The sequence below is a fragment of the Streptomyces wedmorensis genome, assembly GCF_000716445.1.
Classification (GTDB): domain Bacteria; phylum Actinomycetota; class Actinomycetes; order Streptomycetales; family Streptomycetaceae; genus Streptomyces; species Streptomyces wedmorensis.
Map to the genome: position 1 here is coordinate 1 of NZ_JNWK01000006.1, position 24,016 is coordinate 24,016.

Genomic DNA, 24,016 nt, shown 5'->3' on the forward strand with positions numbered 1-24,016 from the left:
GGCTGGGGGCGGGGGTGGGCACGGTGGCGGGGCCGCCGGGGCGGGTGTCGGTGGTCATGCGAGGGCCTCCGTGCCGAGGATGAGGTGGAGGAGGGGCAGGACGGCATCCGCTCGGTCCCGGTCGAGGCCGGCGGCGAAGCCGGGGGTGCCGCCGGGGGCCGGGCGGGCCGCGGCGGCGGAGCGCGGGCCCCGGGCGACCAGTTCGCCGAGGGTGCGGCGGACGCCCGGCTCGTATCCGGAGAAGGTGCGGCGCAGCAGGGGCAGGACGTCGGTGAACGCCCCGGCCGGTACGGACGTGAGCCAGGCGTCGACCAGGCCGAGGAGCCGCTCGTCGTGGACGAGGAGCAGTCCGCCGCCGGAGGCCCCGCCGGCGAAGCCGTCGATCCAGGCGGCGGCGTCGGCCGGCGGGGTGCCGGGCGACAGGGCGCGGCTCATGAGCGGTGCCGCCTCGTCGGCGGCGAGCCGGCCCTCGTCGAGGAGGATCCGGGCCGCCCGCCCCCGCAGGACGCCCGGTATCCGCTCGCGGTCGGCGAGGCGGCGCAGTGTCCCGGCCCAGCGATCGGGGAGGCCGCCGCCGGGGCCCACGGCACTCGGGTCCGGCTGAGTCGTCGGATCCGTCAGGGTCTGCGGGTCCCGCGGAGCCTGCGGGACCCGCAGGACCGGCGGGTCCGATGGGACCGGCGGGTCCGGTGGGACCGGCGGGGCGGGGTGGTCCGGCGGGTCCCGCGGGACCGGCGGGGCGGGGTGGGCCGGGAGGAGGCCGATCGCCGTGTGGACGGCGTCGAGCCGGTCCCGCATCTGTGCGGCGGCGTCCGTGTCGAGGCCTGTGCAGGCGGGCGGCAGACCGACGCAGATCCGTTCGGCGAGGCCCGCGGCGACCTCGGCGAGGGCGTCGGTGCCGGTGCCGCGGACGTCGCCGTAGCGGAGGGAGCGGGCCAGGGCGGGGAGGGCCTGGGCGAGGTGGGCGACGTCGGTGTCGAGCGCGGCGCGGTCGGCGAGCGACCGCATCACGACGGGGAGCGCGTCGGCGAGTCCGGCGAGGAGGCAGTGCTCGGCGAGGGCGGTGATGTCGGCGAGGGCGGTCGCCGCCAGGGCCCGGGTCTCGGCCTTGGCGGTGGCGGCGGCCTCGACGGTGGTGCCCCAGACGCCCGCCTCGGCGACCTGGACGTGCAGCTCGGGCTCCCAGCGCAGTCGCCAGGTCTCCCGGAAGGTGCCGGTGCCGGCCCGCCCGGCGGCGGGCTCGCCCCAGGCGACGCCGAGGAGCCGTAGCCGGTGCAGCAGTCGGCTGCGCTCGGCGTCCGTCTCCTTGCGCAGGTCGAGTTCGAGTTCGCGCTCCTGTGCCTCGGGCTTGAGGCGCAGGGTGCGCTGTCGGCGGCTCAGGTCCCGCTGGAGGGGGACGGCGGGGGCGCCGGCCGGGACCTCGCCGAGGACGTCGCCGACGACGAGCCGGTCCCTGACGAGGTCGAGCGGCACGTCGGAGCCCTCGCACAGGACGGCGCGGACGGCGTCCGTCGTCTCGTCGAGGCCTGGCTGCGGCCGGCCGCGCAGGGCGGCGAGGGTCTCGGCGAGCCGGACGGCCTCGATGACGTGGGCGGGGGACACCGGGTGGTCCTCGGCCCTGAGGAGTCCGGCGACCTTGGTCATCCAGCGTTCGACGGGTCGGTCGGGTGCGGCGAAGAGGTGCCCGTACCAGCCGGGTGCCTCGATGCCGGCGCCGTATCCGGAGCGGCGGGCGAGCCTGCGGTGGGTCCAGGGGACCCAGGTCGTCTCGGTCCGTACCTTGGGGAGGCCCTTGAGCAGGGCCCGGTCGGCGGCGACGGTGGTCTTCCGGGCGAGGGCGGGGACGTGCCAGGCGCCGCAGACGACGGCGACGTCGTCGCCGAACTCCTTGCGGGCGGCCCGCAGCCGGAGCCGCATGTGCGCCTCGCGGACGAGGTCGCGGGGGTGGCCGCCGTGGCCGTACGCCTCGCGCAGGGCGCCCATGGCCTCGGCGAGGGCCTCGAACGGGGCGGTGGGGTCGCCGTCCCCGCGCAGCTCGACGACGTCCTCCCACCAGCGCTCGGCGTCCTCGTACCCGGCGGCCCCGGCGAGTTCGGCGACCGGGTCGATCCGCCCGCTCCCGGTGACCTCGTCCTCCCCGTCGTCCCAGGTCGGGTCGGCGGCGAGGGTGTGCGCGGCGGGCAGGTCGATGAACCGGACCGCGACCCCCCGGTCCAGTGCCCAGCGGATCGCGACCCACTCGGGCGAGAACTCTGCCAGCGGCCAGAACGCGGCCCGCCCGGGGTCGTCCACGGCGTGCGCCAGGAGGGCGACGGGAGGCCGCATGTCCTCCTCTCCCGCCAGCGCCACGAGCGCGTCGGCCTCGGCGGGTCCCTCGACCAGCACGGCCGAGGGCTTCTCCGCCTCCAGCACGGCCCGCACGCCCCGCGCGGATCCGGGCCCGTGGTGCCGCACCCCGAGCAGCAGCGGCCCCCGGCGCCGCGGCCCGCCGGCCGCGGCGCCGGCCCGGGCCGCTCCGGCGGGTGATGCGGCGACGGTCACGGCGTCGAGGTCCGCGCTCGTCACTCGGGGCTCGGCCGGGGTGGCGGTGGGCGTCATGCGCTCACCTCGCGGCAGGCGCGGTAGAAGTCCTTCCAGCCGTCTCTCTCCCTGACGACCGTCTCCAGGTACTCCTGCCAGACGACCCGGTCGGCCGCCGGGTCGCGGACGACCGCGCCGAGGATGCCCGCGGCGATGTCCGCGGGGCGCAGGACGCCGTCGCCGAAGTGGGCGGCGAGGGCGAGGCCGCCGGTGACGACGGAGATGGCCTCGGCCGTGGAGAGCGTCCCCGAGGGGGACTTGACCTTCGTCCGCCCGTCGGTGGTGACGCCGTCGCGCAGCTCGCGGAAGACGGTGACGACGCGGCGGATCTCGTCGACTCCCGCGGGTGCGGCCGGGAGTTCCAGGGAGCGGCCGAGCTGCTCGACGCGCCGCGTGACGATGTCGACCTCGGCCTCGGGGGTCGCGGGCAGCGGCAGCACCACCGTGTTGAAGCGGCGGCGGAGGGCGCTGGAGAGTTCGTTGACGCCGCGGTCGCGGTCGTTGGCCGTGGCGATCAGGTTGAACCCGGGGACGGCCTGCACTTCCTGGCCCAGTTCGGGGACGGGCAGTGTCTTCTCGGACAGGATCGTGATGAGGGTGTCCTGGACGTCGGCGGGGATGCGGGTGAGCTCCTCCACCCGGGCGGTCATGCCCTGCGACATCGCCCGCATCACGGGGCTCGGCACGAGGGCCTCCCGGTCGGGGCCGTGGGCGAGGAGCCGGGCGTAGTTCCAGCCGTACCGGATGGCCTCCTCGGGCGTTCCGGCGGTGCCCTGGACGAGGAGCGTGGAGTCTCCGCTGACGGCGGCGGCGAGGTGCTCGGAGACCCAGGTCTTGGCGGTACCGGGCACGCCGAGCAGGAGGAGCGCGCGGTCGGTGGCGAGTGTGGTGACGGCGACCTCGACGATGCGGCGCGGTCCCACGTACTTGGGCGAGATCACCGTCCCGTCGGGGAGGGTGCCGCCGAGGAGGTAGGTGGCGACGGCCCACGGCGAGAGGCGCCAGCGGGCGGGCCGGGGGCGGTCGTCGGCCGCGGCGAGCGCCGCGAGTTCGTCGGCGAAGGCGTGCTCGGCGTGCGGCCGCAGGGCCTCCGCGGCGGTCTGCGGCCGTCCCGGTCCGGTGTCCGTCTCGACACCGGAACCGGGCTTCGCGATGGTTTCGGGCACGGGCATGGATCCCCCTCCAGATCGTTCGACCTGCTGTGCGATCCACCGTGCACCATGCCACTGACAATGGGCCGTCGCCGCTGGTCAGAGGCGATGAGGGGGCCCTGTCGGGGAGTTGAGGAAGGGTCAGGACGGGGGGCGGACCCCGCCGGGGAGTCGAGCGAGGGTCAGCTCATGAGCGGCGAGACGGCGACGCAGCCGCCCGCCATCGCCTGCTCGCCCTTGGCCTCCTTGATGACCTCGCCCTTGTAGATCACCTTGCAGGTGAGGTCCGCGGGGGCGAGCGAGATCGGCATGACGGCCGGCGGCATGATGCCCTTCAGCGTCACCGTCTTCTTCCACGGGGTGGTGGGCTTCTTCTCCGACTCGACGTGCGGGGCCATCGCGGTGCCGTCACCTGCGTGGTAATCGATCGACTCGACACCCTTGCCGCTGACCTCGTACGTGACCTCGTAGCTCTCGCCGACGGACTTGTCGACCTGGTCGGCGGCCTTCTCCGCGGCCTCCGAGCAGGCGCCGAGGCCGAGTGCGAGGCCGGCGACGGCGAGGGCCGAGACGGCGGTGCGGACGGTGCGATTCATGGCGGGGTTCCCCCAGGAACGTGGTACAGAACGAACGGTCGGTTTGCGCAGCGAATCGCAAAGGGAGAGTAAAGTCAAATCGCTCCGCCGGAGTCGTCAGGTCTCCCGCCGGCACCTGGCCCGCGCCTCCCCACCGCCGAACACCCCAGGTCGGCGCCGTTGTCAGTGGCGGCCTCTAGCGTCGGTGACATGAATGCCATGGGGGTGCGCTGGATGGCTGGGCAGGTGCTGGCACTTGCTCCTGACGACGCCTCGCGCAAAGCGGGAAGCAAGCTCGGCACGGCCGGGCCGTGGTCCGGCACGGGCCGCGGCGAAGGCGCCGTCTGGGGCCTGTGCAAGGGCAGCGGCGGCGCGCCGTACCGGACGGTCGTCGACACCACGGGGCCCGCGTACGCGTGCAGTTGCCCCAGCCGCAAGTTCCCGTGCAAGCACGCGCTGGGTCTGCTGCTCCTCCAGGCATCGGACCCGACGTCGTTCGACGACGCCGCCGCCGCGCCCGACTGGGCCGGGCAGTGGCTCGCCGGCCGACGCGAGCGCGCCGACAGCGCGGCCCGGCGGGCCGAGACCGGCGCTCCGGCCGGCGCCACGGCCGATCCCGAGGCCGCGCGCCGCCGCGCCGAGCGCAGGGCCGCCCGGATCACCGCGGGCGCGCGGGAGCTGGAGCAGCGGCTGGCCGACCTGCTGCGCGGCGGCCTCGCGACGGCCGAGCAGACCGGGTACGGCCTGTGGGAGGAGACGGCCGCCCGCATGGTCGACGCCCAGGCGCCGGGCCTCGCGGGCCGGGTCCGCGAACTGGGGGCGATACCGGGTTCGGGGCCCGGCTGGCCCGTGCGCCTCCTGGAGGAGTGCGCGCTCACGCACCTCCTCGACCGTGCGTGGCTCGCCGCCGACCGGCTGCCTCCCGACCTCGCGGCGACCGTACGGAGCCGGGTCGGCCTCACCGCCCCGGCCGACGGCTCCCCGGTGCGCGACCACTGGCACGTCCTCGCCCAGTACGACACGGCGGACGCCCGGCTGACGACCCGACGGATCTGGCTGCACGGCGCGACGAGCCGGCGCACCGCCCTCCTGCTCTCCTTCGGCGCGGCGGGCCGGGCACCCCGACTGGCGTTCCCCGTCGGCGCGTTGCTCGACGGCGAACTGACCCCGCACCCCGGCTCCGGCAGGCTGCGGGCCGAGCCGGGCGAGCGCTTCGCCCCGGTCGCCGGCCCCGCCGCCCCGCCGCCGGGCGGCCCGGTCGGCGCGGCCCTGGACGCCTACGGCCGCGCGCTGGGCGACGACCCGTGGCTGGACGCCTGGCCCGTGACCCTGCGGGACGTCGTACCGGCGCGCGCTGAGTACGGCTGGCAGCTCGCCGACGCGGACGGCCGCGAGGCCCTCCCGCTGACCCCCGCCGCCCAGTCCCGCCCGGGCCTCTGGCGGCTCGTCGCCCTGTCCGGCGGCGCGCCCGTGACCGTCTTCGGAGAGTGCGGCCACCGCGGCTTCACGCCCCTCGCCGCCTGGTCGCCGGAGGCCCCCGGCGAGACCGTCCCCCTCATATGACCCCCGGCCACCGCCCACCGCCCGCCCGGAGGACCCCGATGGACACCACCACGACCGCCTCCACCCCTCCCACCGGCCGCCCTGAGGACACCGGCGACGAATCCGCCCGCGCCTGGGAGGAGCTCGTCACCTCGGCTCTGCTCGGCACCGACCGCCGGCCGCCCGCCGCCCTCGCGGGAACGGCCGCGGGGAGCCTGCCGGGCGCGCTGCTCGACGAGGCGGCCCTGCACACCGTGCGACGCAGGGCGGGGCTGCGGCCCGGAGCGGCCGTGGCTCCGCCGGAGCCCGCGCCGGAGGACCCGCGCGGACCTCTGCCGGCCGCCGCCGGGATCCGGCTGGAGCAGCTGCTCGCCGGCCGGGCCTCGCCCTCGCCCTCCGGGCGGCGCGGCGCCGCTCCGGACCTCGCCGAACTGCTCCCCCAGTGGCTGGCCCTGGCGAACGAGCTCGGCTACAAGGCGCCGCCCGCCGCGCTGCCCGCCCTGCTCGACGCGGCCCGGGCCCGTACCGATCTGCGGCCGCAGGCCCTCCGGCTCGCCGGGCCGCGCGGCCTGTGGCTGGCCCGGCTCAACCCCGAGTGGAGGTTCGCCCTGCGGGGCACGGGCGCCGGTGGCAACCTGCCGTCCCCGGACGACCCGGAAGGGGTCCGCTCCCTGTGGGACGAGGGCCTGTTCGCCGAGCGGGTCGCCCTGCTCGCGGCCGTACGGACCCGGGACCCGGCGGCCGGGCTGGCCCTCCTCGCGTCCACCTGGTCCGCCGAGCGGGCGGAGGACCGGCTGATGTTCCTCGATTCTCTGCGGACCGGGCTCTCCGGCGCGGACGAGGAGTTCCTGGAGGCGGCACTCGCCGACCGCAGCCGCAACGTCCGGGCCACCGCTGCCGAGCTGCTCTCCGCGCTGCCCGCCTCGGCGCTCGCGGGCCGGATGGCCGGCCGGGCCGCCACCTGCGTCGGCCTCGACCGGACGGCCGGGTCGCCCAGGATCGCGGTCGAGGCCCCGCACGAGTGCGACGCGGCGATGGAGCGGGACGGCCTGGTGGCGGTCCCGCCGGCAGGGCGCGGCGAGCGTTCCTGGTGGCTGGGCCAGCTCGTCGAGGCCGCGCCGTTGTCCTGCTGGCCGGCCCGGTTCGGCGGCCGCGGCCCCGAGGAGATCGTGGCCCTGCCCGTCGCCGACGACTGGCGGGCCGAGCTGCACGCGGCCTGGTGCCGGGCGGCCGTGCGGCAGCGGGACGCGGACTGGTCGCGCGCGCTGCTCGGCTCCCCCGCGGCCCCGCCCGCGACCGGCCCAGGAACGTCGTCGCTGGCCGAGCGCGGCCGGCTCCTGTCGATGCTGCCCGCCGAGGAACGGGCCCGCTGGGTCGCCTCCTTCGTCGCCGCGCACGGCCTGTCGGAGGCGTTCCAGCTGCTCGGCGTCTGCGACGTGCCCTGGGCGGAGCCGCTCGGCGCCGCGGTGATCGACGCCCTGGACATCGCCCGGGACGCGGGCAGCTACCCGTGGAGCTTCAGCGGCGTGATGGGCCTGGCGGAGCGTTGCCTCGCCCCGGCCGCGGCACGGCAGCTGGAGTCACTGACGGCGCTCCCCGACGAGGCGGAGGACGTCTCCCCCGGCGCGGGCGGCTACTGGTCCGAGGCCTTCCAGCGCCTCGTCTCCACCCTCCGGCTGCGCGCCGCGATGCGCGCCGAGCTCACCGGAGAACACGCGGCAGCGGGGACGTACGGCGCCTGACGCCTCGGGAAGCCGCTCCGGAGAGCGACCCGAGGTCGCGCTCTCCGGAGGGCCATGCGAAAAGCCGATGGGTCCTCCCCTGGGGAGGACCCATCGGCTATGAGGTCGTCGGCGCGTCGCCGCTACGCGGCCACGCGCACGTTCGCGTTCACCCAGTCGACGATCGACGCGGTCGTCGCGCCCGGCGTGAAGATCTCCGCCACGCCCTTCTCCTTGAGCGGCGGGATGTCGGCCTCCGGGATGATGCCGCCGCCGAAGACCTTGATGTCCAGGGCGTCGCGGTCCTTGAGGAGCTCCAGCACCTTCACGAACAGCGTGTTGTGCGCTCCCGAGAGGATCGACAGGCCGATCGCGTCGGCGTCCTCCTGGATGGCGGTGTCGACGATCTGCTCGGGCGTCTGGTGCAGCCCGGTGTAGATGACCTCCATGCCGGCGTCGCGGAGCGCCCGCGCGATCACCTTCGCGCCACGGTCGTGACCGTCGAGACCCGGCTTGGCCACCACCACGCGGATCGGTCCGGCTCCACCCATCACTGCCTCCACATGCGACCCCCGCGCACGACTGCCGGGGAGGTGAACGAACGTTATCCCCAGCATCCCGCACCGGGCAGTTTCGCGACGCGTCCGGAGGGGGAAATCACACGTGGGACATGTTCGCTCTGCGCCGTACCCCGCTTTCGGGCCCTCCTCCTGGGCCCACCAGCCGCAAGCGGGGCCCGGTCGCAAAGGGAGCCGTGACGAGGTCGCCGCACCTCCGTGCCGCCGTCCGTACGGCGCGGGGGTGCGCCGTACCGGCGTACCGCTCGGCCCCCCGCTCCGTACGGGAGGCCGGCCATGGAGCTCACCAAGGTCACCAACCTGATGAAGGCCACCGCCCTGGAGCTCGCGGTCCTGACCGGCCACCTCGTCCTCTATCCGTCGGGGATCGTGGCCGAGCGGCTCTCCCCCTCCGCTCCCCCCGCCGCCGCCGCGCTGCCGGGCCGGCGCCCGGTCGTCCTCCTGCACGGCTTCGTCGACAACCGCTCCGTCTTCGTCCTGCTGCGCCGCGCCCTGGCCCGGCACGGCCGCGACCACGTGGAGTCGCTGAACTACTCGCCGCTCACCTGGGACCTGCGGGCCGCCGCGGAGGAGCTCGGCCGCCGCGTGGAGGAGACCTGCGCCCGCACGGGGCAGGCGGAGGTCGACGTCGTCGGGCACAGCCTGGGCGGCCTCGTCGCCCGCTACTACGTGCAGCGGCTCGGCGGCGACGCGCGGGTCCGCACCCTGGTCATGCTCGGCACCCCGCACTCCGGCACCACCGTGGCCCCGCTCGCGGACGCCCATCCGCTGGTCCGGCAGATGCGCCCCGGTTCGGAGGTGCTGCGGGAGCTGGCCGGTCCCGCGCCGGGCTGCCGGACCCGGTTCGTCAGTTTCTGGAGCGACCTGGACCAGGTGATGGTGCCGGTGGAGACCGCCCGGCTCGACCACCCCGACCTCCTCGTGCACAACGTCCGGGTCAGCGGGATCGGCCATCTCGCGCTTTCCGTCCACCCGACGGTGGTCGCGGGGGTCCTGGAGGCCCTCGACGCCGCCGGGCCGTCGGCCGGGCGGGCCCGGCAGGAGGAGCCGGACGCAGGATCGGTCGCCTGACCACACGACAGCGTTTTTCGAACGTTTCTCGAACACAAGGCCAAAGCTCTCTCTCCGAGCTGGCGAAACACGGCCGATTGCCCGTTTCCTGCGGGCACAAACCCCTCGGAAGATTGTCCGCCGCGCGTACCGCCGGGTACAGTCGCGCCACTGCTTCCCCCGGGTCACCCCTCAGCGGGCCCGACCCCGGACTGGTCCTGCTGCCGAGGCGAGAGAGACGTTGGTGAACGACCAGCACCCCCACGCCGGGTACGCCGGAGACGGCGCCCACTCCACCGGCAGCTTCTCCACCGACCCGCTCTTCGGCGCCTACGCCGGCCAGGCGGACCAGAGCGGCCAGTGGGACCTCGGCCAGTACGGCGTCGCCACCGGCTCGTACGACACCACCGGTCAGTACGACCTGTCGGGGCAGTACGACGCGACCGGGCAGTACGCCACCGCCACGCAGTACGACACGACGGGCCAGTACGACACGACCGGCCAGTGGGACGCCACGGGGCAGTGGACCGCCGCCGCCTCCTACGACGCGACCGGCTCGTACGACACCACCGGTTACGACACCACCGGCTCGTACGCCACGACCGCCTCGTACGACACCACCGGCCAGTGGGACGCCACCGCGTGGACCGAGGCGCAGCAGACCGGCCAGTACGACACCGTCCACGCCGGCGCCTACGCCGCCCAGGGCGCGTACGGCTATGAGTCCTACGACGCCACCGGCCAGTGGGCCGCCCCCGCCTTCGTGACCGACAACGGCACCGGCACCTATGACGCGACCGCGTGGAACCACGCGACGCCGGAGGCCGAGGCGCACGTCCCCCAGCAGTACACGCCGCTGGACACCCCGCAGTCCGAGCACTCCGTCGGCCACACGGAGCACGCCGAGCGCCCCGTCGAGCACACCGCCGAGTTCGCGTTCGAGTACGTCCCCGACGCGGAGACGGACGGCGCCTTCCCTGACGGCGCCTTCCCTGACGCCGCCTTCCCCGACGCCGCCTCCGGCACAGAGGCCGACTCCGACTCCGACTCCGTCGAGGAGCTCCACGACCTCGACGAGCCCGACGCCTACGAGGACCTCCCGGACGCCGACGACGCGCCCGCCGTCGAGCTCCGCACGGACTCCCCGCTCGCCGGCCGCCCGGTGCGCCGCACCTCCGGCGGCGGCCGCGGCCGCCGCCGTACCCCCGCCAAGCGGTCCGCGCTGCTGACCGTCGCCGTCCCCTCCGCCTGCGTCATGGGTGTCGCCGGCATCGCCGCGGCCTCCGTCAGCGGGCTGACCGGGGCCACGGAGGGCGGCCAGAAGGACAACACGACCTCGCTCGCCGCGGCCGACCCGGCCTCCGTCAAGCAGGTCGCCGCCAACAGCGCGCTCGACACCCAGCTCGCCGCGCTCAGCGCGGACGCCCGCGACTTCGGCGACCGGGCCAGCCGCACCCAGGAACGCATCGACCTCCGGCTCCGCCAGGAGGCCGAGAAGAAGAAGCGCGAGGAGGAGGCGGCCCGCAAGGAGGCGCTGCGCCCCAAGTTCGCGCTGCCGGTGAAGCTGCACCAGCTCAGCGCGCGCTTCGGGCAGTCCGGCGTCAACTGGATGTCCGTGCACACCGGGATCGACTTCCCCGTGATGACCGGCACGCCCGTGATGGCCGCCACGGACGGCACCGTCCGCACCCAGCTGAACAGCGCCTACGGCAACATGGTGATCGTCACCGCCCCGGACGGCACCGAGACCTGGTACTGCCACCTCAGCAGCGCCAAGATCCGCTCCGGCCAGGTGAAGGCCGGCGACGTCATCGCGTACTCCGGCGACTCCGGCAACTCCACCGGCCCGCACCTCCACTTCGAGGTCCGGCCGAACGGCACCCGCGCCATCGACCCGCTGGCCTGGCTGCGCAGCCACGGCCTCGACCCGACCGACTGAGCGAACCCGCACCTACGAGAGAGGGCCCCGGCATGAGCCGGGGCCCTCTCTCGTAGGTGTCGCGGGTCCCGCGGGCCGGGACTACAGCTTCTCGACCGGCGCGTACCGCAGCAGCAGCCGCTTCGGCTTCTCGTCACCGAAGTCGATCGTCGCCTGGGCGTCGGCGCCCGCGCCCGTCACCGTCATGACCGTGCCGAGGCCGAACTGGTCGTGCGTCACCCGGTCGCCGACCTGGAGGGAGATCACCGGCTTCTCCCCGGCACGCCGGGTGGCGAACCCGGAGGGGCCGGAGCGGGACCGGGAGGACGAGAGCGAGGACGTGATCCCCGAGGTCGGCCCGGCGGGCTTCACCATCGGACCGGTCCGCTTCCACTCCAGGTACGCGGGCGGGATCTCCTCCAGGAAGCGCGAGGCCGGGTTGTACGAGGGCTGGCCCCAGGCGCTGCGCATCGACGAGCGGGTGAGGTAGAGCCGCTCACGCGCGCGCGTGATGCCGACGTACGCGAGGCGGCGCTCCTCCTCCAGCTCCTTCGTCTGGCCGAGGGCGCGCATGTGCGGGAAGACGCCGTCCTCCATGCCGGTGAGGAACACCACCGGGAACTCGAGGCCCTTGGCGGTGTGCAGCGTCATCAGCGTGATGACGCCCCGGCCCTCCTCGTCCTCGTCCGGGATCTGGTCGGAGTCGGCGACGAGGGCGACCTTCTCCAGGAACTCGGCGAGGGTCGCCGGCTCCTCGCCGCGCTCCTGTTCGAACTCGAGGGCGACGGCGGCGAGTTCCTGGAGGTTCTCGATCCGGGTCTCGTCCTGCGGGTCGGTCGAGGCCTGGAGTTCGGCCAGGTAGCCGGTCCGCTCCAGTACGGCCTCCAGGACGACGGCGGGGCCGGCGCCGGACTCGACGACGGTGCGCAGTTCGTCCATCAGCGCGTTGAAGCGCTTGACGGCGTTCGCGGAGCGCGCGGCCATGCCGTACGCCTCGTCGACCCGCTTGAGGGCCTGCGGGAAGGTGATCTTCTCGCGCAGCGAGAGGGCGTCGATCATCGCCTCGGCGCGCTCTCCGATGCCCCGCTTGGGGACGTTGAGGATGCGGCGCAGCGGGACGTTGTCCTCGGGGTTGGCGAGGACGCGGAGGTACGCGAGGACGTCCCGGACCTCCTTGCGCTCGTAGAAGCGCACGCCGCCGACGACCTTGTAGGGCAGTCCGACGCGGATGAAGATCTCTTCGAAGACGCGGGACTGGGCGTTGGTCCGGTAGAAGACGGCGACGTCCCCGGCCTTGGCGTCGCCCGTGTCGGTGAGGCGGTCGATCTCGTCGGCGACGAACTGGGCCTCGTCGTGCTCGGTGTCCGCGACGTAGCCGGTGATCTGCGCGCCCGCGCCCGCGTTCGTCCACAGGTTCTTGGGGCGGCGGGACTCGTTGCGCTCGATGACGGCGTTGGCGGCGGAGAGGATCGTCTGGGTGGAGCGGTAGTTCTGCTCCAGGAGGATCGTCGTGGCGTCCGGGTAGTCCTCCTCGAACTGGAGGATGTTGCGGATGGTCGCGCCACGGAAGGCGTAGATCGACTGGTCGGCGTCGCCGACGACGCACAGCTCGGCGGGGCCGAGGTCCTCGTAGCCCGTGCCGACGAGCTCCCGTACGAGGGTGTACTGGGCGTGGTTGGTGTCCTGGTACTCGTCGACGAGGACGTGGCGGAAGCGGCGGCGGTAGTGCTCGGCGACGTCGGGGAACGCCTGGAGCAGGTGGACCGTCGTCATGATGATGTCGTCGAAGTCCAGGGCGTTGGCCTCGCGCAGCCGTGCCTGGTACATGCGGTACGCCTCGGCGAGCGTCTTCTCGAAGCCGTCGACGGCCTGGTCGGCGAAGGACTCCTCGTCGATCAGCTCGTTCTTGAGGTTCGAGATCTTGGCGCTGAACGACTTCGGCGGGAACTTCTTCGGGTCGAGGTCCAGGTCACGGCAGACCAGGGACATCAGCCGCTTCGAGTCGGCGGCGTCGTAGATCGAGAAGGAGGACGTGAAGCCGAGCCTCTTCGACTCACGCCGCAGGATGCGGACGCACGCGCTGTGGAAGGTCATGACCCACATGGCGTTGGCGCGCGGGCCGACGAGCTGCTCGACGCGCTCCTTCATCTCGCCGGCGGCCTTGTTGGTGAAGGTGATCGCCAGTATCTGGCCGGGGTGGACGTGCCGCGTGCCCAGGAGGTGGGCGATGCGGTGGGTGAGCACCCGGGTCTTGCCGGAGCCGGCGCCGGCGACGATGAGCAGCGGGGTGTCGGTGTGGACGACGGCGGCGCGCTGCTGTTCGTTCAGCCCCTCCAGGAGCGCGGCGGGGTCCACGACGGGGCGCGGGGCGCCGTCGCGGTAGTGCGTGTCCCGGGGCGGGGGCGCGTCGAAGTGCTCCCCGAAGAGGTCGTGCGGGACCTCCTCCGCGGCCGGGGAGCCGTGCTCGTCGTCCTCGGGGTGGGGCGGGGGCTCCTCCGAGGAGTGGTTCTGGAGGCCGGCCAGGAAGCTGTCGTCAAAGAGGCTGCTCATCGCCTCACGAGTCTAGGACGCCCCACCGACATCCGGGCCCGCCTTCGGAACCCTCCTCGCCGTCCCGCCTGCGGAACCGGTCACACCGGGCGGCCGGCCCGGGTCACACCCAGAGGGTCGCGATGAAGATGTTCGCCATGGTCAGGCCGCCGACCGCGGCGAAGAGACCCTTGTCGACCCGCTCCTCGTCCCGCTTGACGTAGACCAGGCCGAGGATGACGACGAGGATCGCCAGCTTGATGCCGATCTTGACGTTGTTGACGGTCTGGTCGTCGGCCTGGTTGAGGCCGACGAGCGCGACGCCGGTGACCAGCATGGTCAGCGCGCCGTGCAGCATCGCGGGGCTGAAGCGGGCCGTACCGGCGCCCATCGCCTTCATCTGGGTGAGGAACCCGCCGAGCAGCGAGGCGATACCGATGATGTGCAGGGCGACGAAGACATTGATGAGTACGTCCATGGGGCGGAGCCTAACCGGGGCCCTAGCACCGCTCTCCGGCCGGGTCCACTCCCTTCGGTGCTTCGGTCGCCCGACCGCCGAATGTCCCCAGGCCCCTCACTCCGAGCGAACGGGAACGGTCCCCGACCCGTCAACTGACGTCAATAGCGGTCAACTCCCCGCCGGGGCGTGACCCCAGGTTTAGCGTCCTCCACCAGGTGACCGGCTCCCCACCGCCGCCGGCGATCCGGCGGTCGTCGGTCACCCCCGCCGAGAAAATCCGGCGGCGGCCGTCTCCCCTGTGGCGGCCGTCGTCGGCCCGGCGGGCACCGTCCCCCTCAGGGAGAGGATGTGACCCGCCCTCGTGGCAGCGCACCGGAAGTCCCGACAGTCCCCCCTCGGTGGTCAGGCGGTCCGCACCGCCGCCACGCTCGCCCTCGCCTCCGCCGCGACGGCGACGCTCTTCGAGGGGTCCGGGCACGCGGACCCCCGGCCCACCGCGGCCCAGGTCAAGGCGAAGGTCGACCGGCTGTACGAGGAGGCCGAGGTCGCGACGGAGCGGTACAACGGGGCGAAGGAGAAGGCCGACGAGGCCCGCGCCGCGTTCGACAGGCTGCGCGACGAGGCGGCCCGCAGGACCGAGCGGCTCAACACCGCCCGGGACGGACTCGGGGCCATGGCCGCCGCCCAGTACCGCTCCGGTGGACTCGACCCGGCCGTGCAGCTCGCCCTCACCTCCGACCCCGACGAGTACCTGGAGCGGGCTGCCCTCGCCGAGAAGGCCGGGGACCGTCAGGCCGTGGCGATCGGCGCCGTACGACGTGAGCTCGCCGCCCTCCGTCAGCTGCGCGGCGAGTCGACGGGACGCCTCACCGCTCTGCGGAGTCACGAGGAGGAGCTGCGGCGGCAGAAGGCGGCCGTGGTCGGCAAGCTGGCGGAGGCCCGGACCCTGCTCGCCCGGCTCACCGCCGAGGAACGGGCGCGGTACGAGGCCGCCACCGCCGGCCGGGACGGCTCCGGCACCTCGGCGGGAACCGGCGGATCGGACTCGACCGGCTCCGCCACCGCGCGGGCCGACCGCTCCTCGGGCGGCGAGCGCGGCCCGGTGACCGCCCCGAACACACGGGCCGCCGAGGCCATCTCCTTCGCCCGCGCCCAGCTCGGCAAGCCGTACGTCTGGGGAGCGACGGGTCCCTCCGCGTACGACTGCTCGGGCCTCACCCAGGCCGCCTGGCGCGCCGCCGGCGTCTCCCTCCCCCGCACGACGTACACCCAGATCAACGCCGGGCAGCGCGTCTCCCGCTCCCAGCTCGCCCCCGGCGACCTGGTCTTCTTCTACTCCGGCATCAGCCACGTCGGGCTCTACATCGGCGGCGGCCAGATGATCCACGCCCCCCGGCCGGGCGCCCCGGTGCGGATCGCCCCGATCGACGAGATGCCCTTCGCCGGAGCGACCCGCGTGGGATGACCGGGCCGGGCTCAGACCAGGCGGCGGGCGGTGGCCCAGCGGGTCAGCTCGTGCCGGTTGGACAGCTGGAGCTTCCGCAGGACCGCCGAGACGTGCGACTCGACCGTCTTCACCGAGATGTAGAGCTGCTTGGCGATCTCCTTGTACGCGTAGCCGCGGGCGATCAGCCGCAGCACCTCCCGCTCCCGCTGGGTGAGCCGGTCCATGTCCTCGTCCACAGGCGGCGCGTCCGTCGAGGCGAAGGCGTCCAGGACGAACCCGGCGAGGCGCGGGGAGAAGACGGCGTCGCCCTCCTGGACGCGGAAGATCGAGTCGACCAGGTCCGTGCCGGTGATCGTCTTGGTGACGTAGCCGCGGGCACCGCCCCGGATCACCCCGATCACGTCCTCGGCGGCGTCCGAGACGGACAGGGCCAGGAAGCGGACCGGGTCCTCGGACGCACCCATCAGACTCGCGCAGCGCCGCAGCACCTCGACGCCGCCGCCACCGGGGAGGTGCACGTCGAGGAGGACGACCTCGGGACGGGTCGCCGTGATGACGGTGACCGCCTGGTCGACGTCGGCGGCCTCGCCGACCACCTCGACGCCGGTGACGTCGGTCCGGCCGATCTCGGCCTGCACGCCCGTGCGGAACATCCGGTGGTCGTCGACGAGCACCACCCGCACCCGGCGCTCCGTGCCCGCCGCCACCGCGTCCGCGTCCGCTCCGTTCGCCGCACCGGTCTCGTCGCTCATCCGTCCGCCCTCTCCATCTCAAGCTCCACTTCGGTGCCCCCGCCCTCAACGGACCGCAACCGGGCCGAACCGCCGTTGCGCTGCATCCGGCCGATGATCGATTCTCTTACGCCCATCCGGTCCTCCGGCACGGAATCCAGGTCGAAGCCAGGTCCCCGGTCCTTCACCGAGACGAACACCGACCGGCCGTCCACCTCGGCGTACACCTGCACGGCCCCGCCCTCGCCACCGTACTTGGCGGCGTTGACCATCGCCTCGCGTGCGGCCTGCATCTGCGCGGACAGTCCCTCGTCGAGCGGACAGTCGCCGACGACCACGACCTCCAGCGGGACCCCGTGCTTGTCCTCGACCTCGGCCGCGGCCTTCTTCACGGCCTCCGCCACGGTCTCCGGCTCCTCGTCCTTGCCCGTGCCCTCGGGCTTGTACAGCCAGTTCCGCAGCTCCCGCTCCTGGGCGCGGGCGAGCCGGCGGACCTCGCCGGCGTCGTCGGCGTTGCGCTGGATCAGGGTGAGGGTGTGCAGCACGGAGTCGTGGACGTGGGCCGCGACCTCGGCGCGCTCCTGGGCGCGGATGCGCATGGTGCGCTCCTCGGTGAGGTCCTGCGACATCCGGACCAGCCAGGGTCCGGCGAGCAGCGCTATGCCGGTGAGGACCGCGACCGCGGCGGTGAGGGCCGTGCCGAGCTGGGCGACGGAGCCGCGCACCACCACGAAGACCGCGAGGCCCGTGCCGACCAGGGCGACCCCGGCCAGGCCGCGGACGAGCTGGAGCGTCCGGCGCCGGCGCCCGGCCTCGGTCCAGCTGGCCCGGCGGGCGTTGTCCGCCTGGCGCCAGACCAGGGCGACGCCGCCGCAGACGAGGAGCCCCGGCCATATGTACCGTCCGGAGCCGTCGTCGACGCTGATGTTCCCGATGAGGACCGCGCCGCCGATCGCGAGCGCTATCAGCGCGAGGACCTGCCCCCGGTCGGGCTTGCGCAGTCGGCGGCGCCCGTCGGGGGTGGTCTCGAAGAGGGGGCGCGGCAGGCCGCGGCCGCCGACGCCCAGCGGGACGACGATCCAGAACGCTGCATAGATCACGAGACCGAGTCCGTCCGTGAAGAGGAGGACGACGAAGATCATCCGCACCCAGACGACCGGCAGGCCGAGATGGCCGGCCAGCCCCCGCGCGACACCGCCGAGCCACCGCCCGTCGGCGCTCCGGTAGAGCCTGCGCACGGGTGGTTCGTCGATCTCGGTGACACGAGCGGCTGCGGACATGCACCGATCGTCACACGTTCGGCCCTCCCTGGACATCAGGGTCGGCCCTGAGATCGCCCCTGGTGCCGACTCGGGGACGAAGGGGCACCGAATATCAGGGTCGGGCCAGGGTCGGCCCCGGTGCCGCTCGGCGTCACGGGCCGTCACCATGGACGCATGACGAGTTCGATGCCTTCGCAGCACGAGGCCCCGCCGGCGGCGGAGGCCGTTCCCGCCCCGCCCCTGCAGCGCTCGCGCGGCAGCAAGGTCGTGGGCGGAGTCTGCGGCGGCCTCGGCCGGTACTTCGACCTCGACCCGGTGATCTTCCGGGTCGCGGTCGGCGTGCTGGCGATCCCGGGCGGCATAGGACTGATCTTCTACGGCTTCGCCTGGCTGCTGATCCCGCTCGCGGGCGAGGAGGAGAACGAGGGACGCAGGCTGCTCACCGGCCGTGTCTCCGGGGCGTCGCTGGCCGCCGTCCTGATGGCCCTCGTGGGCTGCGGGATCTTCCTGTCGATGCTGCACAGCGGGTCGATGCTGGGCTCCGCCCTCCTGGTGGGGTTCGTGGTGAGCGCGGCCGCCGTGTGGTCGCGGCGCCGACAGACGGGCGGCGCGGAGCCCGAGGGCCGGGTGGAGTCGGCTGCCGCCGCGATGGTGGCCTCCGACGCCCCGCCGGAGACCAAGGCACCGCCGATGGTCGAGTTCCCCTCCTGGTGGAAGGACCCGATCGTCAAGGACGGTTCGACGGGCAAGGTGGCCGTGGGCTACCTGTGGGGGCCGCACGGCGTCCTGGACGAGGACGGCCGGGTGGGCGGCGAGGTGCCGAAGCCCGGCAGCCAGTGGGGTCCCCCTCCGGCGGCCCCGGGGCGCCCGCAGCCCTCGATCAGACGGAGCCCGCGTTCCATCGGCGGTCTCGTGCATCTCCTCGCCATCGTCGCGGCCGTGCTCGGCACCGCTCTGACCTGGGAGACCCAGCCCCTGGGCACCAGCCTGCAGACCGGTCTGGTCGCCGCCCTCGCGGTGTTCGGGCTCGGCCTGGTCGTGAGCAGCTTCCTCGGCCGGACCGGGTTCGGCACGGTCTTCCACACCGTGATCACGGCGGGACTGCTCGCCCTGGCGACGGCGCTGCCCCACGAGATCACGACGGACTGGATGCGCGAGACGTGGAAGCCGGCGTCCGTCGCCGCCGTGCAGCCGCGCTACGAGGTGGGCACCGGGGTCGGCACGCTCGACCTGTCGGGGCTCCCGGTCCCGGTCGGCTCGACCGTCTCGACGTCGGCGGAGGTGGGCGCGGGGCAGCTCAAGGTGATCGTCCCGAAGGACGCGGTCGTGAAGGTGCACGCCCAGGTGGGCCTCGGTGACCTGCGGCTGCCCGGCGAGCCGGCGAACGACGTCGACATCGAGCCGGACCGTGACGTGACCCGCACGATCGACCCGCCGGCCGGGACCGCCCCGGCGGGCACTCTGAACCTCTCGCTCGAGGTCGGCATCGGACAGGTGGAGGTCACCCGTGCTGCTTCATGAGTTCCGTCCGGGCCGGCTGCTCGCCGGCCTCACCGCCCTCGCCCTCGCCGCTCTCTACGCGGGCGACGCCACCGGCGCCTGGACGACGCCGTGGTACGCGGTGGTCCCCGTCCTCTGCGGCGGGCTCGGCCTGGCGGCCCTCGTGACCTGGGTCGCCTATCGAATACGACGCCGCTCGGCGAGGAAGCGGTCCACCGACAGCACCGACGCCCCGGCCAGCACCAGCGGGAGCCAGGACATCAGATAGGCGAGGTCGTTGCCGAGGTAGTACGGGTTCACCTGCCAGCTCACGGTCAGCCAGAGGCTCAGCGAGATCAGCGCGCCCCCGAGCGCCGCCAGGCGGGCGAAGAAGCCGAGCAGGGTCCCGATCCCGACGGCGATCTCCCCGAAGGCGATGGCGTAGCCGAAGCCGGTGGGGTTGTTGAGCGCGAGGTCGACGAGGGCGGGGATCGCGGACGAGTCGCGGACCCCGCGCATCGTCTCGCCGATGGAACCGCTGCCGCTGTCGGCGAAGAAGCCGGGGTCGGTGAGCTTGTCGAGCCCCGCGTAGATGAACGTGACCCCGAGGAAGACCCGCAGCGGAAGGAGGGCGTAGCGGGAGGCGACCGCCCTCCCCTTGTCGAGGGCCGCCCTCCACCGCGCGACCCGCCCGGTGCCGCCCGGGCCGCCGGAGCCGCCCGGGCCGCCGGAGCCGCCCGGGCCGCCGGAGCCGGCGGGGCCGCCGCCCGGGCCGCTCGTGTCGCTGGTCCGGTCCGCCTGTCCCGTCATCGTCGGTCACCTCTCCACGTCCCGTACGACTGTTCGCGGAACGATTCTCCTCGCACCCTGCTCCGGGGGGCGCGGGAAAGGGGCCGGACGGTCAGTCCACCACGTCGATCGTGACCCGGTTGGTCTCCACGCCCGCCGCCGTCACGACCGAGACCTCCACCCGGCCCGGTTCCACGTCGGCGGGGAGGGGGACGGTGAGGGCCGCGTCGGTGGGGTTGGCGAAGCCCCCCGGGACGGGCACCAGGGGCACGTGGGCGTGGACGGGGCCGATGCGGACGACCAGCCGGGTCAGCGGGTCGGGGGCGCCGGCACCGGGCGGGACGAAGCCGCAGCCGCGGATCTCGATGTCGTCGCCCGTGCGGATCGGGGCGTCGAGGTCGCCCGCCTCCCGCGACCGGACCACGGAGTGGATCGTGGGGCGGACGCCTTCGGTGCACTTCGCGGCGAGGTGCCAGGCGGCCGAGACGCCGAGGAGCAGGACGAGGGACCAGGGCACGTCCGGCAGCCGGTCGGGGTGGCGGGCGAGGCCGACCGCGGCGAGGGCCGGGACGGCGACGGAGACGAGGAGGTACTGGACGTCGGCGAGGCTGGCGCGGCCGCTGTCGTCGCAGAGGAGGTCGGCGGCGCGCGGGCGGTCGGCGCGCACCTTCTGCAGGCGGCGGGAGGCGATGCCCCGGGCGACGACGAGACGGGCGGTGACGGTGACGGCCGACACCAGGGCGAGGCCGGTGAGCAGGCCCGCGCCGCGGGCCAGACCGAAGGCGGTCGCGTCCGACGACCGGAAGGCCAGGAACAGGAGGGTGAAGCCGAGGAGCAGGAGCCAGCCGGCGGCGACGGCGCGGGTGGTGGAGAGCCGGTTGTCCTCGCCGATCAGCGGGGCGAGGAGACCGCCGCGCGCCCGGTGGGCGTGGGCGGCGAGGCTGAGCAGAACGGCGAGGACCAGGGCGGTGCAGAGGCCGGCCGTGCGGGCGCCGGTCCAGCCGGTGCCGATCGCGGTGAGGGCCTGGCCGAGGAGGAGGGCGAGGACGGCGCCCCAGACCGCGCCGAGGCCGCCGCGCCGTACCCGGTCGAGCCAGGCGAGCCCGGCCTCCCGGCCGCGGGCGGCGACCGCGCGGGCGGACTGGGCGAGCTCGTCGGAGACCCACTGCCGGGCGGCGACCGGGGAGTGGGCGACGGCCGCGGGGACGCCGTGTCCGGCGGCGAGCTCGTCGCGCCGGGCGAGGAAGGCGGCGACCGCGCGTCGGTGGCCGGTCTGTCCGCAGTGGGCGCAGCCGGCGCAGGCCGTCGCGTGCTCGCCGTACTGTCTCGCCTCTTGAACCGCCACGGTGCTCACTTCCCGAGCTCACTTCATGACACGTACCGGTGCGTCCCGAAGGGCCAACCAACCGTTGATTCCACGGAATTGTGCCGTACCGGAGGCTCTCGCGCCCGCCGCGTGCGCCCCGCCGGGGAGTGATTGCCGAGCCATCCCATTGACGTACTGAAGGGTGAAGCGATGGTGTTACGACAGGAGTTCGGGCTCCGCTCGGCTGATCCTGCGCCAGAGGGGCTGGTAGTTGATCCAGGCGACGAGGTCGCTGCCGAGCTGTTCGCGGGTGGCGACCGCCTCGTGGTGGTCGATCAGGACCGGTTTGCCGGCGGCCTTGGCGGTGAGCTGGATCCGGGCGCAGCGTTCGAGGGCGATGAACCACCAGGCGGCCGCGTCGACGGAGCCGCCGACGGTGAGCAGTCCGTGGTTGCGGAGCACGATCGCCTTGAACGCGCCGAGGGCGACGGCGATCCGGCGCCCTTCCTCGGTGTCGACGACGACGCCGGTGTAGGCGTCGTAGAGGGCGTGGTCCTGGTAGAAGGCGCAGGCCTCCTGGGTGAGGGGGTCGAGGAGTTCGCCGAGCGCGGCGAGCGCCCTCCCGTGGACGGAGTGGGTGTGGGCGACGGCGACGACGTCGGGCCTGGCCCGGTGGACCTCGGCGTGGACGGTGAAGGCGGCCTGGTTCACGTGGTGGCCGCCGCGGACGACCTGCCCGTCGCCGTTGACCAGGATGAGGTCGCTCGCGGTGAGTTCGTCGAAGGGCGCCCCGAACGGGTTCACCCAGAAGCAGTCGGGGTACTCGGGGTCGCGGGCGGTGATGTGACCCGAGACGCCCTCCTCGTACCCGAGCCGGCCGAAGAGCCGGAGGGCGCCCGCGAGCCGCTGCCTGCGGTGGGTGCGTTCCTCCTCGGCCGTCGCGTGGACGGGCGGCATGGCGAAGTGGAGCCGTTCGAGGGGTACGGGGTCCGGTATCACGCTCATGCGCCGGAAGGTAACGCCCGGCAGGGCAAGTCACCAGAGTCCGGACGCGAACACGACGAAGCCGCCGCCCCACGCGACGGACGCGGGGGCGACGGCTCCGGTGGGCTCAGGGAGCGGCGGGTGCGACTACTCCCACTCGATGGTGCCCGGGGGCTTGCTGGTGACGTCGAGGACGACGCGGTTCACGTCGGCGACCTCGTTGGTGATGCGGGTCGAGATCTTGGCCAGCACCTCGTACGGCAGGCGCGACCAGTCGGCCGTCATGGCGTCCTCGGAGGAGACGGGGCGCAGCACGATCGGGTGACCGTAGGTGCGGCCGTCGCCCTGGACGCCGACGGAGCGGACGTCGGCGAGGAGGACCACCGGGCACTGCCAGATCTCGCGGTCGAGACCGGCCGCGGTGAGCTCCTCGCGGGCGATGGCGTCGGCCTCGCGCAGCAGGTCCAGGCGCTCCTTGGTGACCTCGCCGACGATGCGGATGCCGAGGCCGGGGCCCGGGAAGGGCTGGCGCTGGACGATCTCCTCCGGCAGGCCGAGCTCCTGGCCGACCATGCGGACCTCGTCCTTGAACAGCTGGCGCAGCGGCTCGACGAGCTCGAACTCGATGTCGTCGGGGAGGCCGCCCACGTTGTGGTGGGACTTGATGTTGGCGGTGCCGGTGCCGCCGCCGGACTCGACGATGTCCGGGTAGAGCGTGCCCTGGACGAGGAAGGCGACCTCGGGGCCCTCTTCCTGGAGGATCTCCAGCTGCGCCTGCTCGAAGACGCGGATGAACTCGCGGCCGATGATCTTCCGCTTGGTCTCCGGGTCGGAGACGCCGGCGAGCGCGTCGAGGAAGCGCTCCTGCGCGTCGACGACCACCAGGTTGGCGCCGGTGGCGGCCACGAAGTCCTTCTCGACCTGCTCGGTCTCGCCCTTGCGCATCAGACCGTGGTCGACGTACACGCAGGTGAGCTGCGAGCCGATGGCCTTCTGCACGAGCGCGGCGGCCACGGCGGAGTCGACGCCGCCGGAGAGACCGCAGATGGCTCGCTTGCCGCCGACCTGGGCGCGGATCGCCGCGACCTGCTCCTCGATCACGTTGCCCGTGGTCCAGCTGGGCTCGATGCCGGCGCCGCGGTAGAGGAAGTGCTCCAGGATCTGCTGGCCGTGCGTGGAGTGCAGCACCTCGGGGTGGTACTGGACGCCGTACAGCTTCTTCTCGTCGTTCTCGAAGGCGGCGACCGGCACGACGTCCGTGGACGCGGTGACGGAGAAGCCCTCGGGGGCGGCGGAGCAGGCGTCGCCGTGCGACATCCACACCGACTGCTCGACCGGGGTGCCCTCGAAGAGGGTGGAGCCGGCCTTGGAGACGTGCAGCGGCGTACGGCCGTACTCGCGGGCGCCGGTGTTGTCGACGGTGCCGCCGAGGGTCGTCGCCATCAGCTGGAAGCCGTAGCACATGCCGAAGACGGGGACGCCGGCCTCGAAGATCGCGCGGTCGAGGCGCGGCGCACCCTCCGCGTACACGGAGGACGGACCGCCGGAGAGGATGATCGCCTTAGGGTTCTTGGCCAGCATCTCGGCCACCGGCATGGTGGACGGGACGATCTCGCTGTAGACCCGGGCCTCACGGACGCGGCGGGCGATGAGCTGGGCGTACTGGGCGCCGAAGTCGACAACGAGGACTACGTCCGGGTTGGAGACGTCGGGCGCGGCAGCGGGGGTCGCTGATGACACTACGGCGGCCTTCCGGCGGTAGGAGAGGGTCCCCCGAAGGGGGTGCTATTTGTCGATTCTACCGGCGCGCCGGTCGGACTTTTCGTCTCACCATCCGAACCCGGGTTGGCCCCCGCCCGTCGGCGGGGTCCATACTGTCGCCATGCGCAAGCTCACGACCTTCGTCTTTACCTA

The 24,016-nt window shown here is 73.8% G+C and carries 19 protein-coding genes; 7 read left to right on the plus strand and 12 right to left on the minus strand.

Features of this window, described 5'->3' with window-relative positions; all coding sequences use genetic code 11:
- Positions 1 to 54: 54 nt before the first annotated feature.
- The 3 genes from OO54_RS06470 to OO54_RS06480 all read right to left on the minus strand — a co-directional run bounded on the left by OO54_RS06470 (position 55) and on the right by OO54_RS06480 (position 4,327).
- A complete protein-coding gene (locus OO54_RS06470) occupies positions 55 to 2,598 on the minus strand; it encodes a DUF5682 family protein (RefSeq protein ID WP_033201923.1) in 2,544 nt (847 codons plus the stop codon).
- Positions 2,595 to 3,752: an ATP-binding protein gene (locus OO54_RS06475; protein WP_033201924.1), complete on the minus strand. Its 1,158-nt coding sequence runs from the start codon at positions 3,750 to 3,752 to the stop codon at positions 2,595 to 2,597. The genes OO54_RS06470 and OO54_RS06475 overlap by 4 nt, the downstream gene beginning before the upstream one ends.
- Positions 3,753 to 3,913: 161 nt before the next feature.
- Positions 3,914 to 4,327, minus strand: a complete 414-nt coding sequence (locus OO54_RS06480; protein WP_033201925.1) for a hypothetical protein — start codon at positions 4,325 to 4,327, stop codon at positions 3,914 to 3,916.
- Between the two features lie 189 nt (positions 4,328 to 4,516).
- Here OO54_RS06480 and OO54_RS06485 point away from each other — a divergent pair, with 189 nt between their 5' ends.
- Together OO54_RS06485 and OO54_RS06490 are read left to right on the plus strand one after the other, a co-directional pair.
- Entirely contained in the window at positions 4,517 to 5,869 is a 1,353-nt protein-coding gene (locus OO54_RS06485) for an SWIM zinc finger family protein (RefSeq protein ID WP_234439505.1), read from the plus strand.
- 38 nt (positions 5,870 to 5,907) lie between these two features.
- Positions 5,908 to 7,590, plus strand: coding sequence for a DUF5691 domain-containing protein (locus tag OO54_RS06490; protein WP_033201926.1), 1,683 nt, complete (start codon positions 5,908 to 5,910; stop codon positions 7,588 to 7,590).
- 122 nt (positions 7,591 to 7,712) lie between these two features.
- Here OO54_RS06490 and icmB read toward each other — a convergent pair whose 3' ends face one another.
- The gene (icmB, locus tag OO54_RS06495) at positions 7,713 to 8,120 is read right to left on the minus strand and encodes a coenzyme B12-dependent isobutyryl CoA mutase small subunit (RefSeq protein WP_017239655.1); all 408 of its coding nucleotides are present in this window, start codon (positions 8,118 to 8,120) and stop codon (positions 7,713 to 7,715) included.
- Positions 8,121 to 8,423: 303 nt separating this feature from the next.
- Between icmB and OO54_RS06500 the strand changes: the two genes are divergently transcribed.
- The gene (locus OO54_RS06500) at positions 8,424 to 9,218 is read left to right on the plus strand and encodes a lipase family alpha/beta hydrolase (protein ID WP_033201927.1); all 795 of its coding nucleotides are present in this window, start codon (positions 8,424 to 8,426) and stop codon (positions 9,216 to 9,218) included.
- A 223-nt stretch (positions 9,219 to 9,441) separates the two neighbouring features.
- Positions 9,442 to 11,136 (plus strand): M23 family metallopeptidase, encoded by a 1,695-nt coding sequence (locus tag OO54_RS06505; RefSeq protein ID WP_033201928.1) that lies wholly within the window; start codon positions 9,442 to 9,444, stop codon positions 11,134 to 11,136.
- 81 nt (positions 11,137 to 11,217) lie between these two features.
- Here the strand turns inward: OO54_RS06505 and pcrA are convergent, their stop codons facing one another.
- Positions 11,218 to 13,665, minus strand: coding sequence for a DNA helicase PcrA (pcrA, locus tag OO54_RS06510; protein WP_017239652.1), 2,448 nt, complete (start codon positions 13,663 to 13,665; stop codon positions 11,218 to 11,220).
- Positions 13,666 to 13,768: 103 nt separating this feature from the next.
- A complete protein-coding gene (locus tag OO54_RS06515) occupies positions 13,769 to 14,122 on the minus strand; it encodes a hypothetical protein (RefSeq protein WP_033201929.1) in 354 nt (117 codons plus the stop codon).
- 343 nt (positions 14,123 to 14,465) lie between these two features.
- Here OO54_RS06515 and OO54_RS06520 point away from each other — a divergent pair, with 343 nt between their 5' ends.
- Entirely contained in the window at positions 14,466 to 15,569 is a 1,104-nt protein-coding gene (locus OO54_RS06520) for a C40 family peptidase (RefSeq protein WP_033201930.1), read from the plus strand.
- Between the two features lie 11 nt (positions 15,570 to 15,580).
- Here the strand turns inward: OO54_RS06520 and OO54_RS06525 are convergent, their stop codons facing one another.
- Together OO54_RS06525 and OO54_RS06530 are read right to left on the minus strand one after the other, a co-directional pair.
- A complete protein-coding gene (locus OO54_RS06525) occupies positions 15,581 to 16,303 on the minus strand; it encodes a LuxR C-terminal-related transcriptional regulator (RefSeq protein ID WP_033201931.1) in 723 nt (240 codons plus the stop codon).
- On the minus strand, positions 16,300 to 17,562 hold the full coding sequence (locus OO54_RS06530; protein ID WP_017239650.1) for an ATP-binding protein: 1,263 nt from the start codon (positions 17,560 to 17,562) through the stop codon (positions 16,300 to 16,302). The genes OO54_RS06525 and OO54_RS06530 overlap by 4 nt, the downstream gene beginning before the upstream one ends.
- Before the next feature lie 156 nt (positions 17,563 to 17,718).
- Between OO54_RS06530 and OO54_RS06535 the strand changes: the two genes are divergently transcribed.
- Complete coding sequence (locus OO54_RS06535) at positions 17,719 to 19,065, plus strand: PspC domain-containing protein (protein ID WP_078905078.1); 1,347 nt, start codon at positions 17,719 to 17,721, stop codon at positions 19,063 to 19,065.
- The gene (locus OO54_RS43325) at positions 19,052 to 19,312 is read left to right on the plus strand and encodes a hypothetical protein (RefSeq protein WP_078905079.1); all 261 of its coding nucleotides are present in this window, start codon (positions 19,052 to 19,054) and stop codon (positions 19,310 to 19,312) included. The genes OO54_RS06535 and OO54_RS43325 overlap by 14 nt, the downstream gene beginning before the upstream one ends.
- Here the strand turns inward: OO54_RS43325 and OO54_RS06540 are convergent.
- The 4 genes from OO54_RS06540 to guaA form a co-directional block, all read right to left on the minus strand.
- Positions 19,222 to 19,833 (minus strand): DoxX family protein, encoded by a 612-nt coding sequence (locus tag OO54_RS06540; RefSeq protein ID WP_033201933.1) that lies wholly within the window; start codon positions 19,831 to 19,833, stop codon positions 19,222 to 19,224. The two genes, OO54_RS43325 and OO54_RS06540, sit on opposite strands and share 91 nt — an antisense overlap.
- A gap of 91 nt (positions 19,834 to 19,924) precedes the next feature.
- A complete protein-coding gene (locus OO54_RS06545; RefSeq protein ID WP_033202080.1) occupies positions 19,925 to 21,157 on the minus strand; it encodes a hypothetical protein in 1,233 nt (410 codons plus the stop codon).
- A 177-nt stretch (positions 21,158 to 21,334) separates the two neighbouring features.
- On the minus strand, positions 21,335 to 22,123 hold the full coding sequence (locus OO54_RS06550) for a class II aldolase/adducin family protein (protein WP_033201934.1): 789 nt from the start codon (positions 22,121 to 22,123) through the stop codon (positions 21,335 to 21,337).
- A gap of 126 nt (positions 22,124 to 22,249) precedes the next feature.
- On the minus strand, positions 22,250 to 23,842 hold the full coding sequence (guaA, locus tag OO54_RS06555; RefSeq protein ID WP_033201935.1) for a glutamine-hydrolyzing GMP synthase: 1,593 nt from the start codon (positions 23,840 to 23,842) through the stop codon (positions 22,250 to 22,252).
- Between the last annotated feature and the right edge of the window lie 174 nt (positions 23,843 to 24,016).

What these genes read in the sequence shown, in the direction of transcription:
- OO54_RS06470 (WP_033201923.1), bottom strand. Translation starts at nt 2,598, where the DNA reads ATGACGCCCACCGCCACCCCGGCCGAGCCCCGAGTGACGAGCGCGGAC.
- OO54_RS06475 (WP_033201924.1), bottom strand. Translation starts at nt 3,752, where the DNA reads ATGCCCGTGCCCGAAACCATCGCGAAGCCCGGTTCCGGTGTCGAGACG.
- OO54_RS06480 (WP_033201925.1), bottom strand. Translation starts at nt 4,327, where the DNA reads ATGAATCGCACCGTCCGCACCGCCGTCTCGGCCCTCGCCGTCGCCGGC.
- OO54_RS06485 (WP_234439505.1), top strand. Translation starts at nt 4,517, where the DNA reads ATGAATGCCATGGGGGTGCGCTGGATGGCTGGGCAGGTGCTGGCACTT.
- OO54_RS06490 (WP_033201926.1), top strand. Translation starts at nt 5,908, where the DNA reads ATGGACACCACCACGACCGCCTCCACCCCTCCCACCGGCCGCCCTGAG.
- icmB (WP_017239655.1), bottom strand. Translation starts at nt 8,120, where the DNA reads ATGGGTGGAGCCGGACCGATCCGCGTGGTGGTGGCCAAGCCGGGTCTC.
- OO54_RS06500 (WP_033201927.1), top strand. Translation starts at nt 8,424, where the DNA reads ATGGAGCTCACCAAGGTCACCAACCTGATGAAGGCCACCGCCCTGGAG.
- pcrA (WP_017239652.1), bottom strand. Translation starts at nt 13,665, where the DNA reads ATGAGCAGCCTCTTTGACGACAGCTTCCTGGCCGGCCTCCAGAACCAC.
- OO54_RS06515 (WP_033201929.1), bottom strand. Translation starts at nt 14,122, where the DNA reads ATGGACGTACTCATCAATGTCTTCGTCGCCCTGCACATCATCGGTATC.
- OO54_RS06525 (WP_033201931.1), bottom strand. Translation starts at nt 16,303, where the DNA reads ATGAGCGACGAGACCGGTGCGGCGAACGGAGCGGACGCGGACGCGGTG.
- OO54_RS06530 (WP_017239650.1), bottom strand. Translation starts at nt 17,562, where the DNA reads ATGTCCGCAGCCGCTCGTGTCACCGAGATCGACGAACCACCCGTGCGC.
- OO54_RS06535 (WP_078905078.1), top strand. Translation starts at nt 17,719, where the DNA reads ATGACGAGTTCGATGCCTTCGCAGCACGAGGCCCCGCCGGCGGCGGAG.
- OO54_RS06540 (WP_033201933.1), bottom strand. Translation starts at nt 19,833, where the DNA reads ATGACGGGACAGGCGGACCGGACCAGCGACACGAGCGGCCCGGGCGGC.
- OO54_RS06550 (WP_033201934.1), bottom strand. Translation starts at nt 22,123, where the DNA reads ATGAGCGTGATACCGGACCCCGTACCCCTCGAACGGCTCCACTTCGCC.